This window comes from Flavobacterium rhamnosi, assembly GCF_048286515.1.
Lineage (GTDB): Bacteria > Bacteroidota > Bacteroidia > Flavobacteriales > Flavobacteriaceae > Flavobacterium.
The window spans coordinates 110,172-135,414 of sequence record NZ_JBLVPS010000006.1 but is presented as its reverse complement, the minus strand read 5'-3'; the positions used below and the strand labels follow the sequence as shown (position 1 = coordinate 135,414).

Genomic DNA, 25,243 nt, shown 5'->3' with positions numbered 1-25,243 from the left:
CAGTAGACTATTACGATACAACCTTTTTTATAGTAACCCTGCGAGTGCAAAACTTGCAGGGTTTCTTATAGTATTTCATTTCCATTTTCCTATAGCAATTTATTAGAAATCGCATACGTTTTAAGATACTTAATTGCTTCTGTTTCATCACCTATAATTTCTAAATTATCGGAGTAATGATTCGTTTCATAATGATCAAGGACTCCTTTTAGCGCTAGCGTTTTAATTTGCAATTTTGCTTTTTGTCTGAACTTAGATAACTCCTTTTCGACAGTACTTAATTTTTCTTTAGATATTTTCAGCTTTCCGTTTTTGTATTGCGACAAGTTATAAATTTCAAGTAAATCCATCTCTTCCACTTGTTGTATTAAAATTTTTAAATTGAAAGGGTTCTCAACTAACGGCAGAATCGCCCTAATAGATCTGATGATTCTTTTAACCACAGTAGGATCTTCTTTCCCCCACTGAAAAATCTGATCAAAACAAAAGTCAATAAATTCATCAAAATTAAATTCATTTATTTGAATTTTTTTTGCCCCTAAAGTTCTTGAATCAGTAGAGGGAAATTCTCGCAATGCGAGTTCTTTTGCTATTTCTCCAATTTGGTCTATACAGTTCAAACATGTTGTGGGATCATTAACCGCAGGTGAGATGGCTTTTATCGCAATATCTACCAGTTTTCTCACGCCAAAATTAATATCTTGAGTATGACTTCTGAACTGCTTAACTTTAAAAGAATTTTTGACGATCTCTTCTAATTTTTCCTTTAAACTATTTATATACTCCTGGGTGACTTCTTCACTAAAAACTAATCCCAAAAGCACGGTGGTATCTTTCATAATAAACTCCCCTACAATAGGCTTTTGGTACGCATTTTCAAAAAACAATCCAATCTTCGAATTATTAATATATTCCGTTAATTCACCTAGTTTTTTGTAATTCACACTATCCAGATAACCGGTCTCAAATCGACTTATAATTTTTATTTGAAATTTATCCGGGTTTATTTTTGATCGTTTATAAAGCAAATTTTTTCCAATACTCCAATTTTCCTGATACAACTCCCTTATCTCTTCAATCATTTCCGTTTTTATTCGGTTAGTTATGGAGGAGACATTCATGTTTACACTTAAATAGGTAATCATATTAGGATAAGACCATATCAAACAATAAAAAGCAAAAAAAGAACCTACAGAAAGTGTCAAAAGAAAAGATGTCTGGTAAAAAAAAACGGATGCTAATTGTGGTAATAGACACAATGAAATTGTGCCAACGAATAATCCGATAAATTTTTGCATTTTACTATCATTTACTAAAAAATGTCTCAAAATTCGCGGTGAAAACTGAGAAGATGCCAGTTGCATCACAACAAAAACAACTGAAAAAGTAGTTAGCGAAATCCCAATAAGAATAGAGATTAAAACATTGGAAACAGAAATCAACCGATTGAAAATTTCAACTTCATTGATTTTAAATTTTAATCCAAAATCAATATAATAATCAACAGTCAGTAAAACGGAGCCAATAATAAACGCAAAAAGACCACTGGTAAATGTTGCTACATATTTTACCTGATGTTCAAATATATTTTTGATCTGATGTCGCAGTTTTCGTACCATAATTTAAATTTCTAATAGGTAAATTTAACACAAATAGGGGATCTATCCCAAAACCTGTGGAGGAGCAAAAATTAAGCATAAATATTGGTCAGCCTAAAAAGGAAAAATGCAACATTTCTAACGCCTCTAAATTGTGCTCTAAATTCTTTTATTTTGGCATTGAAGGATTCTACAGAAGATACGTACTTCTATTATTAAAATAGTTCAAAATAGTTTGATACCGATTCACTATAGATCGTCAGATAGTATTAAGGATTTGAAACCAGATTGATTTACTTTTAATAATTCAAACTGTAGCGTTGGAACAAAAATCACCGAAGAACTAGCTATGGAATTAGCTTCTATTAGTGGTAATACTTAATATATTTGGACAAGTACATCAGTAGGAATATTTAATTTATCATGTAATTGACGAATCATTTCCAGTGAAAGTTTTCTTTTACGATTCAATATTTCACTTGCTCGACTTTTCAAACCTACAATATTTGCAAGGTCAGTTTGATTATAACCCATTTGTTCCATTCTGAATTTAATTGCTTCAATTGGGTCAGGCAAACCGATAGGGAAGTGTTCATTTTCGTATTGGTTAATTAAAATCCCAAGCACTTCAAGTTCATCGCCTTCAGGCGAACCATTTTTTGCATCAAATATTTTTTCAAGTCTTTCGAGAGCTTGATTATAATCTTTTTCTGTTTTTATAGGTTTAATTTCCATAATGATTAAATTTTATTAGCGTTAATCTTATCATATTCTGCATGCGTTCCAATAAATCGAATCCAAACCATTTGATAATCATAATTTATTTTCACTATCAACCTGTAATTATTTCCTTTGACATTAAATACAACACGATTGTCAGTCAAAATACTTGCGCTTGGATATTCTTGTTTTATTTTATTTGGATTTTTCCATTCGGCTTTACTAGTTTCCTGGAACCATGATTTTAATTGTTGCTCAGAATCAGCATGAGCTTCCCAAAAATCCCGCAATATTTTCTTCGCAATTACTCTCAAGGTTTATTTTTTTTGACAAAGATAAATAAAAGTTCCCGTATTGGGAAATGAATTTCGATTTTATTTCGAGAGCGCATTACTGCAATTTTAAGTAATTACTTTGTGGCAAGCTTTTTTAGATCATGCATAAAATGGTTCGTAAACAGGTCCGTAAGGACCTCCATTTAATTATTGATTTTCGTGGTCCTCACGAACTTTCTACGAACATTTTTTTTCATGATTTAAAGAAAATTTCAATAAGAGAAGGATGAAGAATATTTCCTATTTTATCTTGAAAAGGCTAATAAATTGTATTACAAAAATTTCTTATATTCGCTTAAAGGAAAGTCAATTTTCCCACAATCTAACTAAAAAAAATGCTTTAAAAATTATCAGATATGAAGTTGAACCTTATTGTCACAACATTTTTTATTGTTTTTTCTAATTCCCTTTTTGCACAAAGTAATTTCTCGGACAATCCTTTAGATGCTGTTTTGGAAACAAAAGATTCAAAAAATTTTTGGGAAGCATTTGACAAAATGGAAAAATCAAAACAAAATCCATTTATTGAATATATGCAAAAAGGTACCCTCGGTATTAAAGGCTTTACTGAAAATAGAATAATCAATGCAGACTCTCTTTTTGCTGTTGTGAAGAAAAGAAAAGCAGATTATGAACTTTCAAGAAATGTTTTGGACGGTATTTCTTTTAAGGAAAAGAGAGTTAGAGCAATTTATAGTGCATTAAAATATTGGTATCCAAATGCAAAATTTCCTCCAGTTTATTTTGTTTACGGAAGATTTAATTCAGGGGGAACTTCTTCTTCTGATGGAATTATTATTGGAACTGAAATGCTTAAAAATCTGGATGGAGTTTCAGGTTTAGTTGCACATGAACTTATTCACTATCAACAAAATATAACAGGTCAAAATATGCTGTTGAAATGGTGTTTGCTTGAAGGAGGTGCAGACTTTATCGGTGAACTTATTTCAGGAGAATCACTAAATCAATTTTCATACAAATATGGAGAGCAAAACCTTGACAAATTATGTCAGGAATTTGTAACGAGATTAAAAAATACTGATTATCAAGATTGGTTATATGGAACTTCTAAGAAAGATGACAGACCAAATGATTTAGGATATTGGATTGGCTATAAAATAACAGAATCTTATTTCAATAAACAGATAGACAAACAAAAAGCAATTGAAGAAATACTAAATATAAAAGAACCAATGCAATTTCTAAAACAAAGTGGTTTTTTAGATGCATATATTGAAAAGTATCAAAAATCAAAAAAAGAAAGTTATGATGAATTTTTCAAATAACAAAACTTCGCTGTGCGAAGATTTCTTGTGAAATACGGTACGAATATCTCTGACTTCGCTCCCTCATCTAAATTTTAATATTCCTAAATCTTAAGTATTAAAAAAGATTTAAGATTAACGCTTTTGCAGCAAATATTGCAAGTTGGAATCCTTCATTATAGGCCTATAATTTTAATCTTGATTTCCAATTACTATTTTCATATACTTTATCATGGCTATTTTCTATAAAAATCGACCACGATCTTACTTAAATCGATTATTAAAAGTTTATGGATTAGTAGCCTTTTATTACTGGCATGTTATTTACTTTTGTTCAACAATATTCAGCATACAATCCCTATTTGATTATTGCTTCTTTAAAGCAATGAATTTTTTAAAATCAATTTTAATATACTAAAAAATGACGTTACACATAGAAACTCCTGCCTTGCTTTTTTCAGCAACTTCCTTAATTTTACTGGCTTACACAAACCGGTTTTTGACAGTAGCAACCATAGTTAGAGGATTAAAAAAAACATACAAGGAGAAAGAAAATAAAATGATTCTATTGGAAATCAAAAACCTAAACTTACGCTTAACACTCATTCGTTATATGCAAATGTCAGGAGTCATGAGCTTATTCCTATCCGTTTTTGCCATGATGATGTTATTTTTGGAACAACAATTATTTGGTATTTATTTTTTCGGATTGAGCTTACTAGGTTTGCTTATTTCATTGGGATTATCATTTTGGGAAATAAATATTTCAGTTGATGCACTGCGGTTGCATTTGAGTGACCTGGTCGATAAGGAGACAAAATGACCTATTAAGCACGTACTCTTGCAGGAAACTTTTACAGTATCCTTAAAAAAAAAAATCGAAGATTCAAATCTTAGCAATTTGTAATTCATAGCTGGCATTAAACCCTATCTTTGCCCGCTTTTTAAACTGGAATAAATGATAAAGAATAGTGTATTAAAAGGAGTTTTCTTAGTGGGCCTTGGTGCAACGAGCTATGGAATGTTAGCTACGTTTGTAAAAATAGCGTATGGAGAAGGTTTTACCACTCCCGAAGTAACAATTGCCCAGTTTACATATGGAATTTTAGGAATGCTGATTATCAATATCTTTCAAAAAGCTAAAAAAAGAGACGCTGTTGTAAAAGCTTCAAAGAAAAACATTTTTCAACTGATGCTTGCCGGAACTTCTCTTGGAATGACCAGTGTTTTTTATTATTTGGCCATCAGATACATCCCTGTTTCCATTGCTATTATTTTGCTGATGCAAACCGTTTGGATGGGCGTTTTATTCGAAATGGTTTTAGAAAAGAAGAGACCTTCCAGACAAAAAATTATAGCTGTAATTATTGTATTAATTGGAACCGCCCTTGCTACTAATCTAATTCAGAGCAAAGTAGAATTGGATTGGAGAGGCGTCGTTTTTGGACTTTTATCAGCAACTTCCTTTACGCTAACAATGTTTACCGCGAATCGAGTGGCGACGAATGTTTCGTCAGCGCAACGCAGCCTGTTCATGTTATTTGGCGGAGCCATAATTGTTTTTGGTTTTGCCGTTGCAACACAAACTACCGCTTTTAATTTTGCGATCTTCATGAAATGGGGAATTGTACTGGCTCTTTTCGGCACAATCATTCCGCCCTTATTGTTTAATGCTGGTTTCCCACTTACCGGAATTGGACTGGGAAGTATTGTTTCGGCACTGGAGCTTCCGGTTTCCGTACTAATGGCTTATTTTCTTTTGAGTGAAAAGGTAAACACACTTCAATGGTTTGGAATTGTTTTAATTATTTTGGCTATTGTTCTTATGAATGTAAACTTCAAGAAAAAAGCATAATTTCCCAATAAGCCAAAATTAGTATTACAATTGTATTAATTAGATTAATAATTTCATTAAATTCGTATAAAACAACTCATTATGAATTTACCCTGGCATTTATACGCAATGGCTTTTGTTTATATTTTAGCAGGATTAAATCATTTCAGAAACCCCCGCCTCTATCTAAAAATCATTCCTCCTTATTTTCCAAATCCAAAACTATTAAATTACGCAAGCGGTTTTGCTGAAATACTATTGGGAATATTGCTCTGCATTGCTCCCATTTCAAAACTTGCTGCATGGGGAATTATCGGCCTGCTACTTGCTGTTTTTCCAGCAAATATTTATATGTATACCAATGAAAAAGCAGCTATGGGTCTGCCCAAATGGATTTTACTTTTACGAATACCTTTGCAGTTTGGCCTGATCTACTGGGCCTTTCAATATACCTTTTTCAACAATTAACTTTAATTTTAAATTAAATCTATCATGAAAAAACTATTTGCAGAATTTTTTGGAACGTACTGGTTGGTTTTTGGAGGTTGTGGCAGCGCACTTTTTGCAGCCGGAATTCCTGATTTAGGGATTGGATTTGTGGGTGTTTCTCTCGCTTTTGGCTTGACGGTTTTGACTATGGCGTACGCTGTAGGTCATATTTCAGGCGGCCATTTTAATCCCGCGGTTTCCCTTGGATTATGGGCGGGTGGTCGATTTGCTGCCAAAGAATTACTGCCGTATATCATTGCACAATGTTTTGGCGCTATTACCGCAGCAGGTACACTATACACAATTGCTTCCACCAAAGCAGGTTTTAGGATCGACAACACTAAGGCAGGTGCTTTTGCTTCGAATGGATTTGGCGCTTTTTCACCAGATGGCTATTCAATGCAAGGTGCATTTCTAGCCGAATTCGTCTTGACCTTGTTTTTCGTATTGGTCATTCTCGGGGCAACCGATAAATTTGCAAATGGAAGATTTGCAGGAATTGCTATCGGTCTGGCATTAACCTTAATTCACTTAATTAGTATCCCTATCACCAATACTTCCGTAAATCCGGCACGATCGTTGTCTCAAGCGTTATTTGCAGGAGGAGAACCTTTTTTGCAAGTATGGTTGTTTTGGGCTGCACCACTATTAGGTGCTGTTGCAGCAGGATTTATTTATAAAAATCTATTGCAGGACAAGTCAGAAGGATAGTTATCAAAATTATATTTAATCCAAAGAGAAAAATGAAGCCGCAGCGTTCCGTTTTTCTCTTTATTTTTGTACTATGAATTCACTATTTCAATCGGAACCTATAAATTTCCATTTGCCGGATGCAGCCATTGTTTACTATCCTGCTTTTTTTGACAAAGAAGAAGCCGACAGCATTTATGCTGAACTGGTAGATAAAATTCCATGGCAACAGGATGAAATTCGGGTTTTTGGTAAAATTCATCCGCAGCCTCGATTGACGGCTTTGTTTGGAAACCAGGGAAAAGCGTATTCTTATTCCAACATAAAAATGCAGCCGCATCCTTGGAACTTGCTTTTACAAAAGATAAAATCAAAAATCGAAAGTGTTTCTGATACGGATTTCACCACCGTTTTACTAAATTACTATCGTGATGGAAGAGACAGTAACGGCTGGCACGCCGATAATGAAAAAGAATTGGGAACAAACCCGATAATTGCCTCGGTGAGTTTTGGTGCCGAACGCACCTTTCAACTGAAGCACAATACCGATAAAGACCAGAAAAAAAGTATCGTTCTGGAACACGGGAGTTTATTGCTGATGAAAGGAACCACACAGCACTTCTGGAAACATCAGATTCCAAAAACCACTAAGCCAACAGGGCCCCGAATAAATCTTACCTTTCGGGTAATCAAATAGATATTTCTAAAAAAAGTATTAGATTTGAAATAAATACTATAATTATGAATGAAATTATTGCTTATTTTTCTACTATTCCCTCTTCGCACAGGAGTTTAATCCTTGTTGGCGGGATCACCATTTTTTGGTTAATAGAAAATGCTTTTCCACTTTTTAATTTCACCTATAAAAAATGGCAGCATGCGAGTATTAATATTTTTCTGACCTTTACGACTATAGTTGTCAATTTCTGCCTTGCTTTTATTTTATTAAAATCAGCCGATTGGGCCATCGCAAACGATTTTGGAATTTTACAATGGCTTCCACAAATGCCTTTAGGACTTTACGCACTTCTTGGATTGCTTTTACTGGACTTAATAGGCGCTTATCTGGTGCATTTAGTAGAACATAAAACAAAATGGCTATGGCGTTTTCACCTGATACATCATACAGATACCTGGATTGACACCACATCAGCGAACAGACATCATCCAGGAGAAAGTCTAATCCGATTTGTATTTACCACTCTTGGTGTTTTAATTGTGGGAAGCCCCATGTGGATGGTTTTCCTATACCAAACTTTATCAGTTGTCGCTACACAATTCAATCACGCTAACATTTCGCTTCCAAAAAAACTAGATACCTTTTTGAGCTATATAATCGTCTCACCTGATATGCACAAAGTGCACCATCATCATGTGTTACCCTATACGGATAGCAATTATGGGAATATCTTTTCGATTTGGGATCGCCTTTTTGGTACATTTATGGCGTTACCAAAAGAAGAAATTATTTACGGCATCGATACCCATACAAAGCCCGAAGAACACAACCAACTTAAGAATTTACTTAAAATACCGTTTCAAAAACCCCGTTCAACGGAAAACAACTAAAAAAGAATAAAAAAAATGATCTTTTGGTAAGAAGTAATTATTTTTTTTCTTAATATTGGAATATAATTAGAAATGACATTTATTAATCATTAACAACTTATTTGAATTAATTTTCACGTGATGAAAAAGAGTAACCGCAAAGAATTGAACTGGGAACAAACAGAAAAACTTGTTACACTGGCCTTAGAGGAAAAAAATCCTTTTGAAATTATCAAAAAAGAATTTGGTCTGGCTGAAAAAGAGGTTCTTGAGATCATGAAAAAGAAGATGCCAGCAGAAAAATTTGAAATGTGGAAAAAGAAAGCTACTGCAAATAAACCAAAACCAAAACCTGTTAAAATAGATGATTTTGATGAAGACTTGGATGGTAAATATTACATAAAAAACAAATTGGATTAAAAATGAAACTCCTGATATTCGGGAGTTTTTTTGTTTTTAAAAACAAGCATTTATAAATCTAAAATTATGGTTTCAGTAGCATCAAAAGACGACACCTCTATTTTTGAAATTAAAGGGCTCCACAAAATTTGGGCAATGAGAAGTACAATTGTTGTTTCCAAAGCAAGAATTATCAGAGCCTGTCAAAACCAAGAAGAATTTACGTTTTGGAAAGGTTTCAGAATGCCTGGAACAGAAATTCCTGGCTTGATAGCCGCAGGAACATTTTATAAAAAAGGAAGGAATTTTTGGGATGTGATCCACAAAAACAAGGCTATAATTGTAGAATTGGAAAATCAATAGTACAAAAAACTAATTATTGAAGTTGAAAATCCAGAAGCAACCCTGCAGCTGCTAAATACCCAAATTACATAGCGTCCTTTCCTTTTTTCCATCCGTAGCAGAAAAAGCTGTTTTTTTAAATCAAAAACTGTAACATTTTCAGGCACCAAAGGACTTATACCAAAAATAAAAACACTAAAATGAAAAGAATATTTTTTTCACTGGCCTTTGCCTCTATTCTTTGGAGCTGCAAAACCACCAGTCCCTCAGTTACTGCCACTGCAAAACAAAATGTTCAGGTTATTATCAACCTGGATGCTGTAAAAGAGGACAAAGTCCCTGTTACCATTCTATCACCAAAAATCCTCACTGATGAAGTGACCTACAGCATTCCTAAAACTGTTCCCGGAACTTACTCTGTTGATGATTACGGAAAATACATCGACGATTTAAAAGCATACGATGCAAAAGGAAATCTGCTTCCTGTTTCTAAGACTGATGATAACACGTGGAAAATCAAAAATGCAAAATCATTAGTAAAAATAACCTATCTGGTAAATGACACTTTTGATATCGAAAAAACACATGAAATTTTTTCGCCAGCGGGTACAAATATTGATGCCAACAAAAACTTTATGCTAAACATGCATGGTTTTGTGGGCTATTTTCAAGACAAGAAAGAACTGCCATACGACGTTACTATAACACATCCTGCAGCACTTTGGGGAGCTACTTCAATGACGGATCTGGATGCAAGCAATACAGCTGATAAATTCATAACACCACATTATGCTGATTTGGTAGAAAACCCTATCATGTATGCTAAGCCCGACTACACTACTTTTACCGTTGACGGTATGGAAATATTGATTGGAGTATATTCTCCAACTGGAAAAGTTACTGCTGAAAGCATCACTGGGGAAATGAAAACGATGATGACAGCCCAAAAGAACTTTTTAGGCACCATAAATGCCACTAAAAAATATACGATCTTGTTGTATATGTCAAGCATGACAGAAGATGATGCAAAAGGATTTGGTGCTTTAGAGCATCCTACGGCAACGACGGTAGTCTTTCCGGAGATGATGCCAAAAGAAGAATTAATAACAGCGATGAAAGATGTAGTTTCGCATGAGTTCTTCCATATTGTAACTCCTTTATCCATTCATTCTAAAGAAATTCAATATTTTGACTACAATGCTCCAAAAATGTCGCAACACTTATGGATGTATGAAGGTGTAACAGAATATTTCGCCAACCTTTTTCAAGTCAATCAAGGTTTAATTGATGAGAAAGAATTTTACACGCGTATGGCGCAAAAAATAACGCGTGCCAACACCATGAATGACACGATGCCGTTTACAACCATGAGTGCTAATGTACTGACACCGCCTTACAAAGATCAATACTTGAATGTATATGAAAAAGGAGCACTTATTGGAATGTGTCTGGACATCATAATTCGAGAAAAAAGTAATGGTGAAAAAGGAATTCTTGATTTGATGCAAAAACTATCGAATGAATACGGTCCGACAAAACCATTCAATGACGAAGAACTTTTCGCAAAAATCACAAGTTTAACCTATCCGGAAGTAGGTGCTTTTTTAACTACATATGTATCGGGATCAACTCCAATCCCATATGAAACTTATTTAGCAAAAGTCGGGGTTACAAAATCTACCGAAAAAACGCCAGGGAATGTTTTCTTAAAAGAACAGGTACCTTACATCACGGTAAATCCTCAAACCAAAGAAATTATTGTTCTTCCAAATATGGAACTGATTGAATTTTACAAAAACGTAGATCTTAGAGGAGGTGATGTCATAGTGGCAATTAACGAAAAACCGTACAATCTTGACAATATAATTGAAATGATTACAGAAAGTCAAAGCTGGAAAGAAAATGATGCTATTACTATCAAAATAAAACGCGACGGTAAAGACCAACTACTGAAAGGAAAAGTAAAATTTCCTTACACAGATACAGATGGTCTTAAAGCAATCAATTCTTCCGCAAACAAAGTAAAAGAAGCTTGGTTGAAAGGATAATCTGAAAAACAATTAGCAAAGTCCCAATTTAGAAATAGATTGGGATTTTTTTTTGTAAAATTTGAATGCGTTCCCAAATCATTCCAACAATTTTCTTTATTTTGCGCCAAAATATAAACACAAATGAAAAAATCTATTATTGCATTGGTTTCCCTTTTAATTTTGTCATCATGTACTGAAAAGGAATCAAAAACAAACTTACATATTACTGGAAATATTAAAGGATTAAAAAAAGGAACCTTATACATTCAAAGAGTAGTTGACACTACTTTAGTAGCTATTGACACTATAAACATCGATGGCAGTTCTACATTTGAAAGTGATTTAGAATTAAAATCTCCTGAAATGCTTTATTTATTTCTGGACAGAGGCGTAAGCAATTCATTAGATACTAATATTTTATTTTTTGCTGAACCTGGAAACATAAATATTGAGACCAGTTTAGACGGATACCTTTCCGGTGCAAAAATTACGGGATCAAAGAACAATGATTTGTATGAAGAGTACAAAAAAATAAATTCCCGTTTCAGAGATGAAGAACTTACTTTAATTGAAAAGAAATTCAATGCTATTAAAAGCAACAACCTAAAAGCGATTGACAGTATAGGTGCAAAACAGGAGTCCAATATAAAACGAAAGTATTTATTTGCTACCAACTTTGCCATAAACAACAAAAACTACGAGATAGCGCCTTATATTGCCTTGTCAGAGATCTACGATATCAATATTAAATACTTAGATACGATTCAAAAATCAATGTCTCCAAAAGTAGCACAATCACTTTATGGAAAAAAATTGACCAAATATGTTTCCGATATCAAAAAACAAAAATAAATCGTAAACTATTATTCGCACTTTAAGAATCCTTTAATCGTTTATTGAAACGTTTAAAGGATTTTTTATTTTGTTGTCCCCACATTCCTTTTATTCTAAGCTATTACGTGGTATATTGCAAATATATTTGAAGAGTATGTAACCCATTTTTTATAAGAAGCATATGAAAAGCAGCGGATTTCATTGGATTCTCAACAAAATCTTTACTGTGCGATTAGTCTTTAATTAGTTTCTCAATAAGCTTATATAAGTGAGATCCTAAATCTTTAGGATAATCATCATTTAGAATATCTAATCCTTTAGCTCTTGCAACTGCAGTTCTAGTTAATGGTAGGAATATCTCTGGATTTGGGTTTTTACTATATCCAGCTCCTTGTAAATCACCCAAAACTACATCTATGTGGTTTTTTTTATTGCTGACTGATTTATTCTCTAGAATTTTTAAGCGTTCTCCAATCGTATAATTATTAACATCTTTTAAGTGTAAAATCAACCATATTTCAAAACAAGGATTGCTCATTGCTAAGAAAAAATTTTTCTCTTTATTACAATCAATTACTAATTGGTCAAAGTTAATTTTATGTATGGTTTCCCAATGGTCTCTATCGACAATCAGCCAAAATTCATCTGTTTTTTTGAAAGGATAATTGTCTTTTGCCTTTTTTAATAATTTTTTTACACTTAGCGGATCTGTACCTGTATTTGGCTCTCTAATTAGTGGAATTATTTCAATAATCCCACTATCGTTAAATAGTTCTGATTCTCGTAGATTATTAAAATAGTTGACTTCTGTTTTCTCGCCTTCATACGATAAAATATAAAGCTTTTCTGCTTCTAAAAATCCTCCAACTCTTATTAATGGTATGGGTTCTCTGGGCATCTTACTTTAATTTACTGGTTGGTAAAACGGTCAAATTGTCTCTATTCCCAAATTTAGGAACTCCTTTGTACCTGCCAAGCAAATAATCTCTTCTAACTTCTTTATCGAATCTAATAGTATAATCCTCTAAAGAATGCAATTTACTTGCTCCAACTTTGTCTTTTAGAACAAACCAGATTTCATCTTTTCTTAGTAGTTTCTGTGTCAATAATGTAGATTCATGACTAGCAACTATGAATTGGCTATCTGTATTTTCACACTTAGACAAAAAGAAATCAAATAAATCGTAAATCAAATTTGGGTGAAGACTTCTTTCCATTTCATCTATAATAAATACATTACCTCCTTTAAAGAAATCTATTATTAAAGGGATTAAGTCCATTATTCTTCTAGTTCCATCTGATTCATCTTTTAAATCAAATAATTCATAATCACCATTTATTATTTTATGTTTTGTTTTAAGCACTTTAGCTTCCAATAAACGCTCTTTATTTATTGATATAATGTAGTATTTGTCGTCTTTTACATTTGACAAAAAAGCATTAGTTTTTTCTGACTTTTCACTAAGTAAATCAACCTCAATATCTTTTAAAATTTCATTTGGAATATCAATCTTATCAATTTCAACATCTTCAAATTCAATCCCATCAATTCCGGTATCAAAATAGCTAAGCATTTCAGTAAATAATTGAATTAGATTAGTATCCTCTAATAATTCAAATTTTTTACCAATATTTTTCGAATTAGGATAAATAACTGTCAAAGAATTTTGAAACCAGTCAATGACGTTTATTAAATCATCAATGTTTGAAACATTATCCTTTACTTTTCTATTTCTTATTTCTGTAAGAAATAATTGATTTTTTTGCGTGCCTTTGGCAGTAAACTCCAGAAACTGCTTCTCATCTTTGCTTTTATTCTTATTTAATAATTGCTCTAGGTCAAATTCTTTTTCAGAATTCTTATTTCTTATAAATATTTTATTTTCTGATTTTTTTGAAATTTCATATAACCATTCTTCAACTATTTCTTTGCTATTAAAAATAAAGCCATACGCATAATTTTTATTTTTATGCTGGATCTCATATTCTATTCGAGAATTTTGCTTTAGAAGATTTTTGTCTAGTTTAAAACCACTATATTTTATAGGTTGCTCGGTATTTGTTCCTTTTAAAACTAAATTCTTCCCAAACTCTATCGCCTTAATTAAATTTGATTTACCAGAAGCATTAGCGCCATAAATAACAGCCGTTTTTAATGCCGATGTCCCTTTAACTGGTTTTGATTTATGATGAGATTTTAAAGTCCCTTTTCCTGGCAGTAAGGAAAAAATTTGCCTGTCTCTAAACGACAAAAAATTCTCTAATGTGAATCTAAGTAGCATGATATTTTGTTTATTTTATACAAATGTAGTGAAAAAATCACATTTAAATGCTTTTTTTTAGAATGGATGCTTTTAATGCTCTCCTAATTAATTTATCAAAGCCATAAATCTTATCAATAAAGTAAACAGGTTTAAGCACACGTAGTTCCATAATTAAAATTTTACTCAAGAAAACATTAGCACTTGTAACCAGAGTTGAGACTCAACGTCAGGTAGTGGTTTGACATCATTATACCAGCCATTTCTTTGGTAATAAATGACATTAATCTGGATATTAAATCTACGATTATAAATACCTCCTTTTAGGCATCTGATCGTTCCACTACTTTAATACAAAAAACCAAACATCCACAATGGTATTTTATTTTGAAACCCATATTCAATATCATCAGTTGCAATAAAAGCATTTTCCAAGTTCTTGATTTGCTTCCCCGACTTGTCCTTTCCTCCTATCTCAAAAGCATATTTTTCATTTACTAAAAAATCAGTAGCTTCATGGTACTTTAAATTGTTATGGTAACCCAATTGATTGGAAAAAAAAGTTTCCCTGACATTCCCAACATTGAATTTGGAAGAGGCTAGCACAAACATCAAATTGGTATTTTCTAAATATATTTTAGCTGGCTTTTGTAATTTACTACTGCCTCTAGCTTCTTTATATAGATTTATTGTCAGTCCAATTTCCTCTAAGTAATGCAAATAGTTCATCAAAGTCGCTCGGTTTATTCCCATTTTAGCACTCAAATTACTCACATTAGGAATAAACGGAACGGATTCAGAAATAATAGCCAACAGCTGTTTTATTTTATGAATATAGCCCAAATCAACACCTCGCAACAAAGGCAATTCAATTTCGAGCATCATATTGATAACTTCTTCCAATCGCTGCCAATACAATTCAGGCTGTTCTTTATAGAAAGGATAATAACCATTCTTCAAATAGGCTTCAAAATATTGAAAAGGTTTAATTCTCGCATTAATCAAAGTCGCTTCCGCTAGATGATTTTCCAAAATATTTTCTAAAGTCAACCGTTCAAAATGTATTCCTGTTTCTAAAGAAATATATTCTCTAAAAGAAAGTCCTTGAAGATGATATACAATAGCCCTTCTACTCAAATCAAATCGAGCGTTGAAAATTTCCAAAAGAGATGAACCTGTAAAAACTACTTTCAGTTCTGGATAATCATCATAAATATTTTTGAGTTCCTGTGCCCAATTGGCATATTTATGAACCTCGTCCAAAAACAAATATTTACCGCCCTTTTTCACAAACTCATCTGCCAAATCAACTAAAGTCCTATTGTTAAATGCTATAGAATCTAAACTTACATACAATGATCTTTCTAATTCCTTACTAAAGTTGAGTTTCATATACTGCAAAAGCAAAGTCGTTTTTCCTACGCCTCTCGCTCCTTTAATCCCAATTAATCGGGCATCCCAATTGACATCATTAATAAAACCTCGCACAAATTGAGTAGACGTATTTTGTAATTTTCTCTGATATTTCTGAAATAACTCTTCCATAATGCCTAATTAAGAATACAAATAAATGATTTTTTTGCTTGCTGAACTATACAAAATTAACTTTTTTTTAATTACTGGACTATACAAAATCTAAAACCGTAATTTCATTTCTTAGCAGTTGCCTGTAACACACAACCGCTAGTAAATCAAGCGAACTATACAAGAACGCATGAGAAGGGTCTGAAATCTGCAGATGGCAGTATGGCAGGCCGATCGACTCACCATGAAATCTAACACTGCAATAAGCACATCGGTTTTAAGCACTAGAGGACTAGGTGCATTTGAAAGCACCGGTCTCTGTATTTCTTCTATTTTTCGAGAATTACTATTGCCAACTTTTCGGTATATTTGTATACGTCAGTGACACATCATCTGACACTGCTTAAAGCCTGTGGGACCTTGCCTCCAACCGTATGATGACACAGTCCAACTTTCAAATTTGACAGTGGACAGTACAAACATTCTTTATTTTTGACATGCCTCATTGCATTTTGCCATATACCCAAATACGATTTCAATTTTAATTCAAACAATAATTACTAACTATTAAAAAACTGTAATTAAATGAGAAAAATAATTGTTTTATCATTCATTACCTTAGATGGGGTAATGCAAGCACCTGGCGGACCTGAGGAAGATACATCAGGCGGTTTTAAATATGGCGGTTGGACTGCATCTTATGGTGACGAAGTTTTTGCTAAGGTATTGGAAAAACAGATGCAACCCGCAGATCTTCTTTTGGGCAGAAAAACATTTGAGATTTTTGAAAACTACTGGCCACAGCATGAAAAAGGATGGCCGGGTATTAATGATGTTACAAAATACATCATGTCCAGGACCATGAAAAAGTCAGATTGGAAAAACTCAGTTTTCCTCAAAAGCTTAGCAGACATTAAAAAACTCAAAAATTCAAAAGGGTCGGACATTCAAGTGTGGGGCAGCAGCAAACTAATCCAGACACTGCTTGAAAATGATTTAGTTGACGAACTCTGGCTAAAAATTTTCCCGCTGACTCTTGGTAATGGAAAAAAGTTGTTTGACAATGGCACGATTCCGGCAGCATTCACTTTAACAGAGTGTTTGGCAACACCAAGCGGAGTGATTATTGCCAATTACAAGCGGGCCGGAAAAGTCAAGACAGGTACTATTGGAGCTTAAGCCGGTTAACCTTTTCTCAAAATTTATTAATAAAATTCAAGCTATGGACAAGGCAAATAAGAAAGACAGATCTGGATTAACGCCCACTCAAATTGCATGGGTGGTGAAAGATATAGTGAAATCAAAAGCTTTTTTTCAGGAAATGCTTGGCGTTACCAATTTTAGCCCGACAGTCACCACTCACTTAGAAGAGTATGACGGAACCTATTATGGAGAACCATCTAATGCAGAAAATTTAGTTACAATGGCTTATTCGGGTGGAACGTTTATTGAACTCATTCAACCAATCACAGGGAAAAGTATTTTTAAGGATTATATAGACAATAATCCAACAGGCGGGGTTCAACATATTGCATACAGCACGCCCATTGCAAAACTTGACAAAGTAATTTCAGAATTTGAGAATAAAGGCTTTACCGTAATAAGCAGCTTTGACACAACAATAGCTAAAATTGTCTTTTTCGACACGCGAAAAGAGATTGGCGTTTTTACGGAAATAATGGGCATTACTAAAGAAGGTGAAAAGGCTGTTCAAGAAATGAAAATTGCATTGGCTCAGTAGCTTGTTGGTTGGGTCATAAAAAAGAGTCTGACCGGAAATATTTACGAACCATTTTATGCAAGATTCCAAAAATGAGGTTTTGGGACTGATCCGTTGTTTTGGCAAATCCAAAAAATAGGCTTATTTTAATTCGAAATCAATTGTAGCAAGGGAACGTTGCGAGAAACCTAAGAAAAAAATCTATCAAAACTAGATTGAAATTTATCACTTTTTTTAATTTATTTTATTTCAAAAACTACATCTTTTTCTACTAACTACTCACATTTAAAGTAGGAATAATAAATCTATTGAAAAAAGTATTTTCTGTTTTTGCATGTAATATTCCTCTTGAAGTACCTACTGTAATTACACAAATGTGCTCTAAAAAATGTTTTGGTAAAGTAATTTTCTTGTTTGAAACTATATTCTTATTCCAGGAATTTTCTTCAATATCAAAATTGCAAACTACCGTTAATACAACGATTGTCTGATTTTCATGAAGAAATTGAAATTTCATTCTACATGCAACAACACTATTTTCTGAATTAATTGAAAATTGTAGTTCAGATTTTAAGTAATGGATAAAAAACTAAATGTTGTAATGAATTTTTTGATTTAAATTTTCCATTTTTTGCAATTTTTCTAATTTTTGCTTCCAACTCTATTGCATCATCTATTGTTGAAAAAACAGCTTCTTCGATTGATATTGTACCATAAAAACCCGACTGCAAATCGGTTTTTTTGTTTTCAAAAAACGTATCTAAATACTCTTCGTGCACCAGCTAGGATTTGGCAAGATTGGGTATTTAGATAAAAAATCAGTAATTTTTTTAATAACATTCGTTAATAAAGGTACAGCTATTCAAAAGAGAATTAGTGAATATATCTCCTACTATCCATAATTCAAAACATTTTTTATTTATTTCAAAGTCTTTGGTATAAAAACATAACCTTTATATAACATCTAAAAAAAGGTCTTCAGATATGTAATTTTATCTTTGAAAATTAGAAATTTAAGAGATGATAAAACAATACTTTATATTAATTATAGCCCTTGTAAGCAGCACTTTAACAGCACAAACAATAACTTTTCCTGATGCTGTTTTTAAAGCAAAATTATTACAATCCGATACTAGTAATACTATTGCAAGAAATTTATCTGACGATTATTTTGCAATTGATGTTAATAAAAATGGAGAAATAGAAATTGCCGAGGCATTACAAGTAAGCATTTTAGACCTGGAAAGCTCCTCCATAAGCTCCTTAATTGGAATTGAAAACTTTACAAATCTTGTTTCTTTACAATGCAGTAACAATCAGATTAGCAATTTGAATATTAGTAATTTAACAATATTAACGGATTTGATTTGCAATGGTAATATAATAAATACTCTCACTATAAATGGAGCAACCAATCTTCAAAATTTATATTGTCAATCAAATCAACTTACTATTCTAAATGCAAATGATTTAACAAATCTACTAACGATAGATTGTAGCGACAATAAACTTACTTCGGTAAATTTAAACAATCTGAATAATCTTCAATCTTTAACTTGCAATAGCAATACCATTTCTTCATTATATTTAGATGATTTAATTAGTCTGCTAACACTTGAATGTAGCAGAAACATACTTACTTCACTTGATTTAAGCAAGTTAACCAATATTACAAGTTTAAATTGCAATTTTAACCAACTTTCGTCTTTAGATGTAAGTACTTTGCCAAATCTCTCCAGCTTAAACTGTACTAATAATCAATTAGCATCCTTAACAATTGATGGATTGGCAAACCTTTCTAGTTTAAATTGCAATCATAATCAACTCACTACCTTAAATACAGCCAGTTTGACAGCTATTACCTATTTGTATTGTAACACCAACAGCTTGCAATCATTACTCGTAAATGGTCTGATGAACCTAAAGGTTTTAGATTTTACCAATAATCAAATTGCAACGTTAGACATCAACGGATTGAAAAATCTTCAATATTTATATTGCACCAATAACAAACTTGTCACGCTAGATGCAAGTAACCAAACAGGATTGCAATTTTTATTTGTTGCAGACAATCTACTCAACAATCTGTTTATAAAAAATGGCAGTAATGAGGGTTCCCTACTACTTTCAGGAAATTCAAATCTAAATTATATCTGTGCCGATGAATCGGAAATGGAGTATGTTCAGAATGAAATTTCCAATAATGGCTACACTAATTGTTTTGTAAATAGCTATTGTTCCTTTGTTCCAGGTGGAATTTATTGCACTATTGAGGGCAAAAACAAACAGGACTACAACAATAATGGTTGCGATGCTTTGGACGGTAACTTTCCAAATCTTAAATTGACCATTACTGATGATACAACTACAGTAAGTTTAGTTCCTGATTTGACAGGCACTTATTCCCATGGAGTAAAAGAAGGAACTTACATCATATCGCCTGTACTTGAAAATCCAGCTTATTATACTATTTCTCCAGCAAGCAGCGCAGTTACCTTCCCTGATGTCACAAGTCCTTTTAATGCTTCTTTTTGTATTATTCCAAATGGCAGTCACACTGATTTAGAAATTACTTTTTTACCATTAGACAACGCTAGAACCAATTTTGCCAGTACGTATAAAATTATCTACAAAAACAAAGGAACAGTAACACAATCCGGAATAGTAAATCTAAGTTTAGATGCAAATGCTTTAAATTTAGCAACTGCGAATCCTCCCGTTTCCTCTCAAAGCACCAGTAATTTGAATTGGAATTTTACAAATTTACTGCCGCAAGAAACGCGAAGTATTTTAGTAACCTTAAAAGTTAAGCCCTCTGTAAATAATGGACATCTATTACATTATAACGCAGCCATAACGAACACCGCGGATGAAACACCCAATGACAATAGTACAGATTTAAATCAAATTGTAGAGACTTACTTAAATTCAAATGACAAAATATGTTTAGAAGGCAGTTCCATTTCACCTACAAAAGTGGGAGACTATTTGCATTATATGATTCGTTTTGAAAATTCTGGTTCAGCCACAGCACAAAACATAGTACTAAAAGACCTCATTAACACCTCTAAATTTGATATTACAACACTTGTGCCTCTAAACGGAAGCCATCCATTTACCACAAAAATCACCAATAATACGGTGGAATTTATTTTCCAAAACATCAATTTACCTTTTGACGCAGGCAATAATAACGGTTATATTACATTCAAAATCAAAACAGTACCCGCCCTTGTAAATGGAGATGAACTAACAAACTCAGCAAGTATTTATTTCGATTATTCCCAACCCGTTACAACAAACATAGCAACAACAAGTATTCAGGCGTTGCAAATACAAAACTATGTTTTTTTAGATTTTTTTACAATTTATCCTAACCCAGTAAAAAATATTTTGAATATTGTGGATAAAAAGCAACTCGAAATTAGTTCTATAACTATTTACAACACGCTTGGACAATTAGTCCAAACTTTTATAAATACTGATAATAATATGACAGTAATAGATGTTTCACAACTTAAAACCGGCATTTATTTTATCAAAATAAATTCAGATAAAGGGAGTACAACTTCTAAATTCATAAAGGAATAATTTCAAAATAAAAATCAGATAAATCCTTATTTGGTCTGCTCCCTAAAAAAAGTCAGACACCCTTTAAGGGTATATTTATGCAAAGAAAAGTCAAGTACAATTATGAGTTTAAGTTAACATAAATTTAATTTTGAGAAGAGAAAATTAACAATACACACTAATTAAAAACAAATAAAGATTGAATATTTGCCTTGAAATAATTATATAGAATTTCAAGAGACAATAGATTAAAATTAATGCTAATTATTAAGAACAAAGATTAGAAAATTTACTATGTTTAACTATTACATCGATTTATCTGAACGTCTTTTCGTAAAAGCAAAATTGGAAGAAGATTCCACTTCCCTTAGAAAAGAATTGTTTTATATAAGGATTGGCAGTTTAGAATCCAAAATAAACACTGATGAATTAAAGAAAAATTTTTGGGTAAATATATATAATGCCTACCTCCTAATTATGGTAAATGAGCAAATACAAAATAAAAAAATTTTTAAACTAAAAAGGATTAAATTTTCACATTGTCTTTTATCCTTACACGACATTGAATATGGAATTCTCAGAATGCAAAAATATAAAATAGGTTTTTACAAAGTGTATAATCCTTTTTACCCCTCCTTTATAAAAAAATTGGCCCTTAAAAAATTGGACAATACAATTGCCACGCGTTTAGACAAAAGCATTTTATACAAGACCTCCGAAGTTAAAGAAAATGGATTTTGATTATTTCAAACAAAAACAAAATTTATTTTTCGCTCAGTTAATTAAGCTCCTATGCTATATTTTGCAAAACAAACCTCTATTAATTCCTGATACAAAAGGGGAAATGGCTCTTAAAAAAGAACCAGATTAATTTTTAATAAGACTACTGAACGTTAAATTTTAATTAGAATCAAAGCAACCCGTAAAGACAATTTCATTAAAATGATTAAACATCAAAAAAAAATCCTGCTTCTTATTTTAGGAATTTTAATTATCAGCTCCTGTGCTTCAAAAAAAGATTTGATATACTTTAATGATGTCAATTTAAATGAACAAGATAAAACTAATTTTTCGGAATGTAAAATTCAAGCAAATGATATTTTAAGCATAATTGTATCTTCAAGTTCTGCAGATTTAGCTTCAATGTACAATTCAAACCAGCCTACTTCTTCCGCCATTAATGGCTATTTGGTTACAATGGATCATACTGTTACTCTTCCAGTTTTAGGAAAAATAGAAGTTAAAGACTTAACAAATATTGAATTAGAGAATTTTTTAGTCAAAAAATTGATTGATGGAAATCATCTTATAAATCCAATTGTTACTGTAAGGTTAACCAATGCAAAGTTTACAATTCTTGGCGAAGTAAAAAGTCCCGGCACCTATACTTTTAATGAACAAAACATCAGCATTCTTCAAGCATTAGGCTACGCAGGTGATTTGACTATTCATGGAAAAAGGCAAAACATCTTAATAATTAGAGAAGAAGACCATAAAAGAACCTATACGACTATTGATTTGACATCAAAAAAGTGGTTTGATTCTCCTTCTTATTATATCAAGCCAAATGATGTGATTTATGTCAATCCAAATGGTTCAAAAGTAACATCATCAGGCTACGTACCTAGTTTGGGTAATTTATTAGCAATAGTTTCAATTGCCATTACAACAATCTTATTAGTAACAAAATAGCCAAAACAATTGGAAAGTAAAAAAAATAATTTCAATATTAAACAAGAGATATTAAAATACCTATCCTATTGGAAATGGATTGTTTTGTCCGTAACAATTGCGCTGATTATTTGCTTTTTTTATTTGAGATATGCCGGTGATGTGTATCAAACCAGTGCCAAAATTAAAATCCTGGACAATACAAATACGGCCTTTAAATTACCCACTGACAATGTTTCCATTTTCGGAAATAATGAGATCAGCAAAGGGAATGAAATCGTAATTATGAAATCTTCCCGAATAATAGGTGCTGTAGTGGATAGTTTAAATCTAACTACTGAAATCTATGGTGTAGGAAGAATAAAATCTATTGAATTATGGAAAAACACCCCATTTACGGTCATTTGGGCAAAAGAAAAGGATTCTTTGACCACTCAACAGACCTCTTTTCAAATTGAATTGACAAAAAATGGATACAAGGTTAAAGGAAATAATAAAGAATATAAATTTGGCGAAACAAATTTTAACACTGCTGTTCCATTCAAAATAATCATTAAAAACAAGCAATTTTTAAAGAAAGTAAATGGCAATGAATATCAAATAATTTTAAAAACAAGAAAAAGTGTCGTGCAATCTATTTCAAATAGAATTGTCATTGATTATGTTGTAAAACAAAGTGACATTTTAAGCCTCACTTTAAATGGTTTTAATCAAGAAAAAATTAATGATATTGTCAATACATTAATTGAAGTATTCAACCAAGACGGTATTCAAGACCGACAACTTGTTTCCAAGAAAACTATCGAATTTGTTGATGATCGATTTAAATTTCTTTTTAACGAATTAGATTCTATCGAGATTTCAAAGGCGAATTTCAAAAGGACTAAAGGGTTAAGTTTTGTTGAAGCCGATGCCAGTGTTTTAATGCAAAACAACTATGAATCAAAATCAAAATTAGAAACTGCGAATACTCAATTAGCATTAACAAAACTTATGATGAGTGCCCTAAACACCAGTAAAGGGCTTGAACTATTACCTTCAAATATTGGAATTGAAAATGGGGAAGTAAACGGATTAGTTGCCAATTACAACGAACAAATTTTAAAACGCAATAAATTGATGTTATCTGGTGGAGGAGAATCAAATCCTATGGTTAAAGAAACGGCAGCACTTGCTTTGCAAATAAAAAATAACATAAGGGCTTCCATCATTGGATATCAAAACGTACTAGAATTCAACAGAAATGAAATAAGCAAAATTAGCAATTTAGATAATGTAGCATACAGCAAAGTGCCCTATAACGAAAAAGGGGTTCGCTCAATTGAAAGGCAACAATCAATAAAAGAATCGTTGTACATTTTACTATTGCAAAAAAGAGAAGAGGCTGCCATTAATTTAGCCATAACAAATCCATCTATCAAAGTAGTAGATTATGCTATTTTTCCGGCTCACCCAATAGCCCCGGAGCGAAACGTAATATTTATGGCAGCACTGCTTTTGGGTATATTATTTCCTATTGGAATACTTTATTTTTATTTTTTATTTGATAATAAAATAAATAGCAAAGAAGATTTGGAGTCATTAATACCAGATGTTCCCGTAATAGCAGAGATCCCTTTTATTGAAACAGAAAGTAAGACGATCCAGTTCTTAGACCGCTCCATATTATCGGAGTCGTTTAGAATTCTACGAAATAACATCAATTACATTAACCCAAAAAAAGAGCGAGGCTCCATTTTGTTTGTTACTTCAACCATAAAAGGAGAAGGAAAGACGTTTGTTTCTTTGAATTTAGCAATAACACTTTCTACTCTTGGTAAAAAAGTAATTTTAATAGGTGCCGACTTAAGAAATCCGCAATTACACCGAAAACTTGACCTAGAAAGACCTAACTTAAAAGGAATTACGAATTATTTATACGACACAAGTATAAAAATTGATGATATAAAAGCGAAACATTTAACCGATACCAATTTAAATTTTGACATCATTTTTTCAGGTACTATTCCCCCAAATCCTTCTGAATTATTATCAAATGGTAGATTTGAATTATTATTGAATGAAATAAAAAATGATTATGATTATATTATTGTTGATACTGCTCCCACCTTATTGGTTGCAGATACAACTCTAATTACACATCTGGCCGATACTGTACTTTATGTTACTCGTGCGAATTTTACTGAAAAAAGACTACTCAAATTTATCTCTAATTTAAAGACGTTAAACACTATTAAAAACATGGGCATTATTTTAAATAATGTAGGCCAAAATAAAGGGTATGGATATAGTTATTCCTATAACTACGGATATGGTTACGGCTATGATAATGATCCGGTTACCAACACGTCATTCCAATATAAAATTAAGAAGTGGTATAAAAATGTATTTAAAAAATAACTAAATTCATTAA

At 32.2% G+C, this 25,243-nt stretch carries 24 protein-coding genes; 17 read left to right on the top strand and 7 right to left on the bottom strand.

Annotated elements, in window-relative coordinates; translation table 11 throughout:
• Positions 1–89: 89 nt before the first annotated feature.
• From ACNQGN_RS07260 to ACNQGN_RS07245, 3 genes are all read right to left on the bottom strand, one after another.
• Positions 90–1,619, bottom strand: a complete 1,530-nt coding sequence (locus tag ACNQGN_RS07260; protein WP_417987170.1) for a DUF2254 family protein — start codon at positions 1,617–1,619, stop codon at positions 90–92.
• A gap of 357 nt (positions 1,620–1,976) precedes the next feature.
• Positions 1,977–2,333, bottom strand: coding sequence for a helix-turn-helix domain-containing protein (locus ACNQGN_RS07250; protein WP_417987169.1), 357 nt, complete (start codon positions 2,331–2,333; stop codon positions 1,977–1,979).
• A gap of 5 nt (positions 2,334–2,338) precedes the next feature.
• The gene (locus tag ACNQGN_RS07245; protein WP_417987168.1) at positions 2,339–2,632 is read right to left on the bottom strand and encodes a type II toxin-antitoxin system HigB family toxin; all 294 of its coding nucleotides are present in this window, start codon (positions 2,630–2,632) and stop codon (positions 2,339–2,341) included.
• Between the two features lie 518 nt (positions 2,633–3,150).
• Between ACNQGN_RS07245 and ACNQGN_RS07240 the strand changes: the two genes are divergently transcribed.
• The 11 genes from ACNQGN_RS07240 (at position 3,151) to ACNQGN_RS07190 (ending at position 12,102) form a co-directional block, all read left to right on the top strand.
• A complete protein-coding gene (locus ACNQGN_RS07240; protein ID WP_417987167.1) occupies positions 3,151–3,939 on the top strand; it encodes a DUF2268 domain-containing putative Zn-dependent protease in 789 nt (262 codons plus the stop codon).
• Between the two features lie 400 nt (positions 3,940–4,339).
• Positions 4,340–4,741, top strand: coding sequence for a DUF2721 domain-containing protein (locus ACNQGN_RS07235; protein ID WP_417987166.1), 402 nt, complete (start codon positions 4,340–4,342; stop codon positions 4,739–4,741).
• Between the two features lie 135 nt (positions 4,742–4,876).
• Positions 4,877–5,773: an EamA family transporter gene (locus tag ACNQGN_RS07230; RefSeq protein ID WP_417987165.1), complete on the top strand. Its 897-nt coding sequence runs from the start codon at positions 4,877–4,879 to the stop codon at positions 5,771–5,773.
• A gap of 81 nt (positions 5,774–5,854) precedes the next feature.
• Positions 5,855–6,220: a DoxX family protein gene (locus ACNQGN_RS07225; RefSeq protein WP_417987164.1), complete on the top strand. Its 366-nt coding sequence runs from the start codon at positions 5,855–5,857 to the stop codon at positions 6,218–6,220.
• A gap of 24 nt (positions 6,221–6,244) precedes the next feature.
• On the top strand, positions 6,245–6,952 hold the full coding sequence (gene aqpZ / locus ACNQGN_RS07220; RefSeq protein ID WP_417987163.1) for an aquaporin Z: 708 nt from the start codon (positions 6,245–6,247) through the stop codon (positions 6,950–6,952).
• A 73-nt stretch (positions 6,953–7,025) separates the two neighbouring features.
• Positions 7,026–7,628, top strand: a complete 603-nt coding sequence (locus tag ACNQGN_RS07215) for an alpha-ketoglutarate-dependent dioxygenase AlkB family protein (RefSeq protein WP_417987162.1) — start codon at positions 7,026–7,028, stop codon at positions 7,626–7,628.
• A gap of 44 nt (positions 7,629–7,672) precedes the next feature.
• Positions 7,673–8,500 (top strand): sterol desaturase family protein, encoded by an 828-nt coding sequence (locus tag ACNQGN_RS07210; protein ID WP_417987161.1) that lies wholly within the window; start codon positions 7,673–7,675, stop codon positions 8,498–8,500.
• A gap of 120 nt (positions 8,501–8,620) precedes the next feature.
• Complete coding sequence (locus ACNQGN_RS07205; protein ID WP_035670363.1) at positions 8,621–8,899, top strand: DUF2805 domain-containing protein; 279 nt, start codon at positions 8,621–8,623, stop codon at positions 8,897–8,899.
• Between the two features lie 66 nt (positions 8,900–8,965).
• A complete protein-coding gene (locus ACNQGN_RS07200; protein WP_417987160.1) occupies positions 8,966–9,241 on the top strand; it encodes a hypothetical protein in 276 nt (91 codons plus the stop codon).
• Between the two features lie 179 nt (positions 9,242–9,420).
• Positions 9,421–11,268: a M61 family metallopeptidase gene (locus ACNQGN_RS07195; RefSeq protein WP_417987159.1), complete on the top strand. Its 1,848-nt coding sequence runs from the start codon at positions 9,421–9,423 to the stop codon at positions 11,266–11,268.
• Positions 11,269–11,391: 123 nt separating this feature from the next.
• Positions 11,392–12,102: a DUF4369 domain-containing protein gene (locus ACNQGN_RS07190; protein WP_417987158.1), complete on the top strand. Its 711-nt coding sequence runs from the start codon at positions 11,392–11,394 to the stop codon at positions 12,100–12,102.
• Positions 12,103–12,316: 214 nt separating this feature from the next.
• Here ACNQGN_RS07190 and ACNQGN_RS07185 read toward each other — a convergent pair whose 3' ends face one another.
• From ACNQGN_RS07185 to ACNQGN_RS07175, 3 genes are all read right to left on the bottom strand, one after another.
• On the bottom strand, positions 12,317–12,982 hold the full coding sequence (locus ACNQGN_RS07185; RefSeq protein ID WP_417987157.1) for an RloB family protein: 666 nt from the start codon (positions 12,980–12,982) through the stop codon (positions 12,317–12,319).
• A gap of 1 nt (position 12,983) precedes the next feature.
• Positions 12,984–14,336, bottom strand: a complete 1,353-nt coding sequence (locus tag ACNQGN_RS07180) for an AAA family ATPase (protein ID WP_417987156.1) — start codon at positions 14,334–14,336, stop codon at positions 12,984–12,986.
• A gap of 357 nt (positions 14,337–14,693) precedes the next feature.
• Positions 14,694–15,890 carry an ATP-binding protein gene (locus ACNQGN_RS07175; protein ID WP_417987155.1) on the bottom strand — a complete coding sequence of 399 codons (1,197 nt, stop codon included), beginning with the start codon at positions 15,888–15,890 and terminating at the stop codon, positions 14,694–14,696.
• A gap of 564 nt (positions 15,891–16,454) precedes the next feature.
• Between ACNQGN_RS07175 and ACNQGN_RS07170 the strand changes: the two genes are divergently transcribed.
• Both ACNQGN_RS07170 and ACNQGN_RS07165 read left to right on the top strand, forming a co-directional pair.
• Positions 16,455–17,048, top strand: coding sequence for a dihydrofolate reductase family protein (locus tag ACNQGN_RS07170; protein ID WP_417987154.1), 594 nt, complete (start codon positions 16,455–16,457; stop codon positions 17,046–17,048).
• 43 nt (positions 17,049–17,091) lie between these two features.
• Positions 17,092–17,610, top strand: coding sequence for a VOC family protein (locus tag ACNQGN_RS07165; protein WP_417987153.1), 519 nt, complete (start codon positions 17,092–17,094; stop codon positions 17,608–17,610).
• Between the two features lie 250 nt (positions 17,611–17,860).
• Here the strand turns inward: ACNQGN_RS07165 and ACNQGN_RS07160 are convergent, their stop codons facing one another.
• The gene (locus tag ACNQGN_RS07160) at positions 17,861–18,106 is read right to left on the bottom strand and encodes a hypothetical protein (protein WP_417987152.1); all 246 of its coding nucleotides are present in this window, start codon (positions 18,104–18,106) and stop codon (positions 17,861–17,863) included.
• Positions 18,107–18,609: 503 nt separating this feature from the next.
• On the opposite strand from ACNQGN_RS07160, the gene ACNQGN_RS07155 reads away from it, so the two are divergent.
• The 4 genes from ACNQGN_RS07155 to ACNQGN_RS07140 all read left to right on the top strand — a co-directional run bounded on the left by ACNQGN_RS07155 (position 18,610) and on the right by ACNQGN_RS07140 (position 25,230).
• Complete coding sequence (locus ACNQGN_RS07155; RefSeq protein ID WP_417987151.1) at positions 18,610–21,180, top strand: DUF7619 domain-containing protein; 2,571 nt, start codon at positions 18,610–18,612, stop codon at positions 21,178–21,180.
• Between the two features lie 273 nt (positions 21,181–21,453).
• Positions 21,454–21,900 carry a DUF547 domain-containing protein gene (locus tag ACNQGN_RS07150; RefSeq protein ID WP_417987150.1) on the top strand — a complete coding sequence of 149 codons (447 nt, stop codon included), beginning with the start codon at positions 21,454–21,456 and terminating at the stop codon, positions 21,898–21,900.
• A 201-nt stretch (positions 21,901–22,101) separates the two neighbouring features.
• Complete coding sequence (locus ACNQGN_RS07145) at positions 22,102–22,851, top strand: polysaccharide biosynthesis/export family protein (protein WP_417987149.1); 750 nt, start codon at positions 22,102–22,104, stop codon at positions 22,849–22,851.
• Between the two features lie 9 nt (positions 22,852–22,860).
• Entirely contained in the window at positions 22,861–25,230 is a 2,370-nt protein-coding gene (locus ACNQGN_RS07140) for a GumC family protein (protein ID WP_417987148.1), read from the top strand.
• Positions 25,231–25,243: the final 13 nt, after the last annotated feature.

Coding starts and splice junctions, on each gene's coding strand:
- ACNQGN_RS07260 (WP_417987170.1), bottom strand. CDS start 1,619: ATGGTACGAAAACTGCGACATCAGATCAAAAATATATTTGAACATCAG.
- ACNQGN_RS07250 (WP_417987169.1), bottom strand. CDS start 2,333: ATGGAAATTAAACCTATAAAAACAGAAAAAGATTATAATCAAGCTCTC.
- ACNQGN_RS07240 (WP_417987167.1), top strand. CDS start 3,151: ATGGAAAAATCAAAACAAAATCCATTTATTGAATATATGCAAAAAGGT.
- ACNQGN_RS07235 (WP_417987166.1), top strand. CDS start 4,340: ATGACGTTACACATAGAAACTCCTGCCTTGCTTTTTTCAGCAACTTCC.
- ACNQGN_RS07230 (WP_417987165.1), top strand. CDS start 4,877: ATGATAAAGAATAGTGTATTAAAAGGAGTTTTCTTAGTGGGCCTTGGT.
- ACNQGN_RS07225 (WP_417987164.1), top strand. CDS start 5,855: ATGAATTTACCCTGGCATTTATACGCAATGGCTTTTGTTTATATTTTA.
- aqpZ (WP_417987163.1), top strand. CDS start 6,245: ATGAAAAAACTATTTGCAGAATTTTTTGGAACGTACTGGTTGGTTTTT.
- ACNQGN_RS07215 (WP_417987162.1), top strand. CDS start 7,026: ATGAATTCACTATTTCAATCGGAACCTATAAATTTCCATTTGCCGGAT.
- ACNQGN_RS07210 (WP_417987161.1), top strand. CDS start 7,673: ATGAATGAAATTATTGCTTATTTTTCTACTATTCCCTCTTCGCACAGG.
- ACNQGN_RS07205 (WP_035670363.1), top strand. CDS start 8,621: ATGAAAAAGAGTAACCGCAAAGAATTGAACTGGGAACAAACAGAAAAA.
- ACNQGN_RS07200 (WP_417987160.1), top strand. CDS start 8,966: ATGGTTTCAGTAGCATCAAAAGACGACACCTCTATTTTTGAAATTAAA.
- ACNQGN_RS07195 (WP_417987159.1), top strand. CDS start 9,421: ATGAAAAGAATATTTTTTTCACTGGCCTTTGCCTCTATTCTTTGGAGC.
- ACNQGN_RS07190 (WP_417987158.1), top strand. CDS start 11,392: ATGAAAAAATCTATTATTGCATTGGTTTCCCTTTTAATTTTGTCATCA.
- ACNQGN_RS07185 (WP_417987157.1), bottom strand. CDS start 12,982: ATGCCCAGAGAACCCATACCATTAATAAGAGTTGGAGGATTTTTAGAA.
- ACNQGN_RS07175 (WP_417987155.1), bottom strand. CDS start 15,890: ATGGAAGAGTTATTTCAGAAATATCAGAGAAAATTACAAAATACGTCT.
- ACNQGN_RS07170 (WP_417987154.1), top strand. CDS start 16,455: ATGAGAAAAATAATTGTTTTATCATTCATTACCTTAGATGGGGTAATG.
- ACNQGN_RS07165 (WP_417987153.1), top strand. CDS start 17,092: ATGGACAAGGCAAATAAGAAAGACAGATCTGGATTAACGCCCACTCAA.
- ACNQGN_RS07160 (WP_417987152.1), bottom strand. CDS start 18,106: ATGAAATTTCAATTTCTTCATGAAAATCAGACAATCGTTGTATTAACG.
- ACNQGN_RS07155 (WP_417987151.1), top strand. CDS start 18,610: ATGATAAAACAATACTTTATATTAATTATAGCCCTTGTAAGCAGCACT.
- ACNQGN_RS07150 (WP_417987150.1), top strand. CDS start 21,454: ATGTTTAACTATTACATCGATTTATCTGAACGTCTTTTCGTAAAAGCA.
- ACNQGN_RS07145 (WP_417987149.1), top strand. CDS start 22,102: ATGATTAAACATCAAAAAAAAATCCTGCTTCTTATTTTAGGAATTTTA.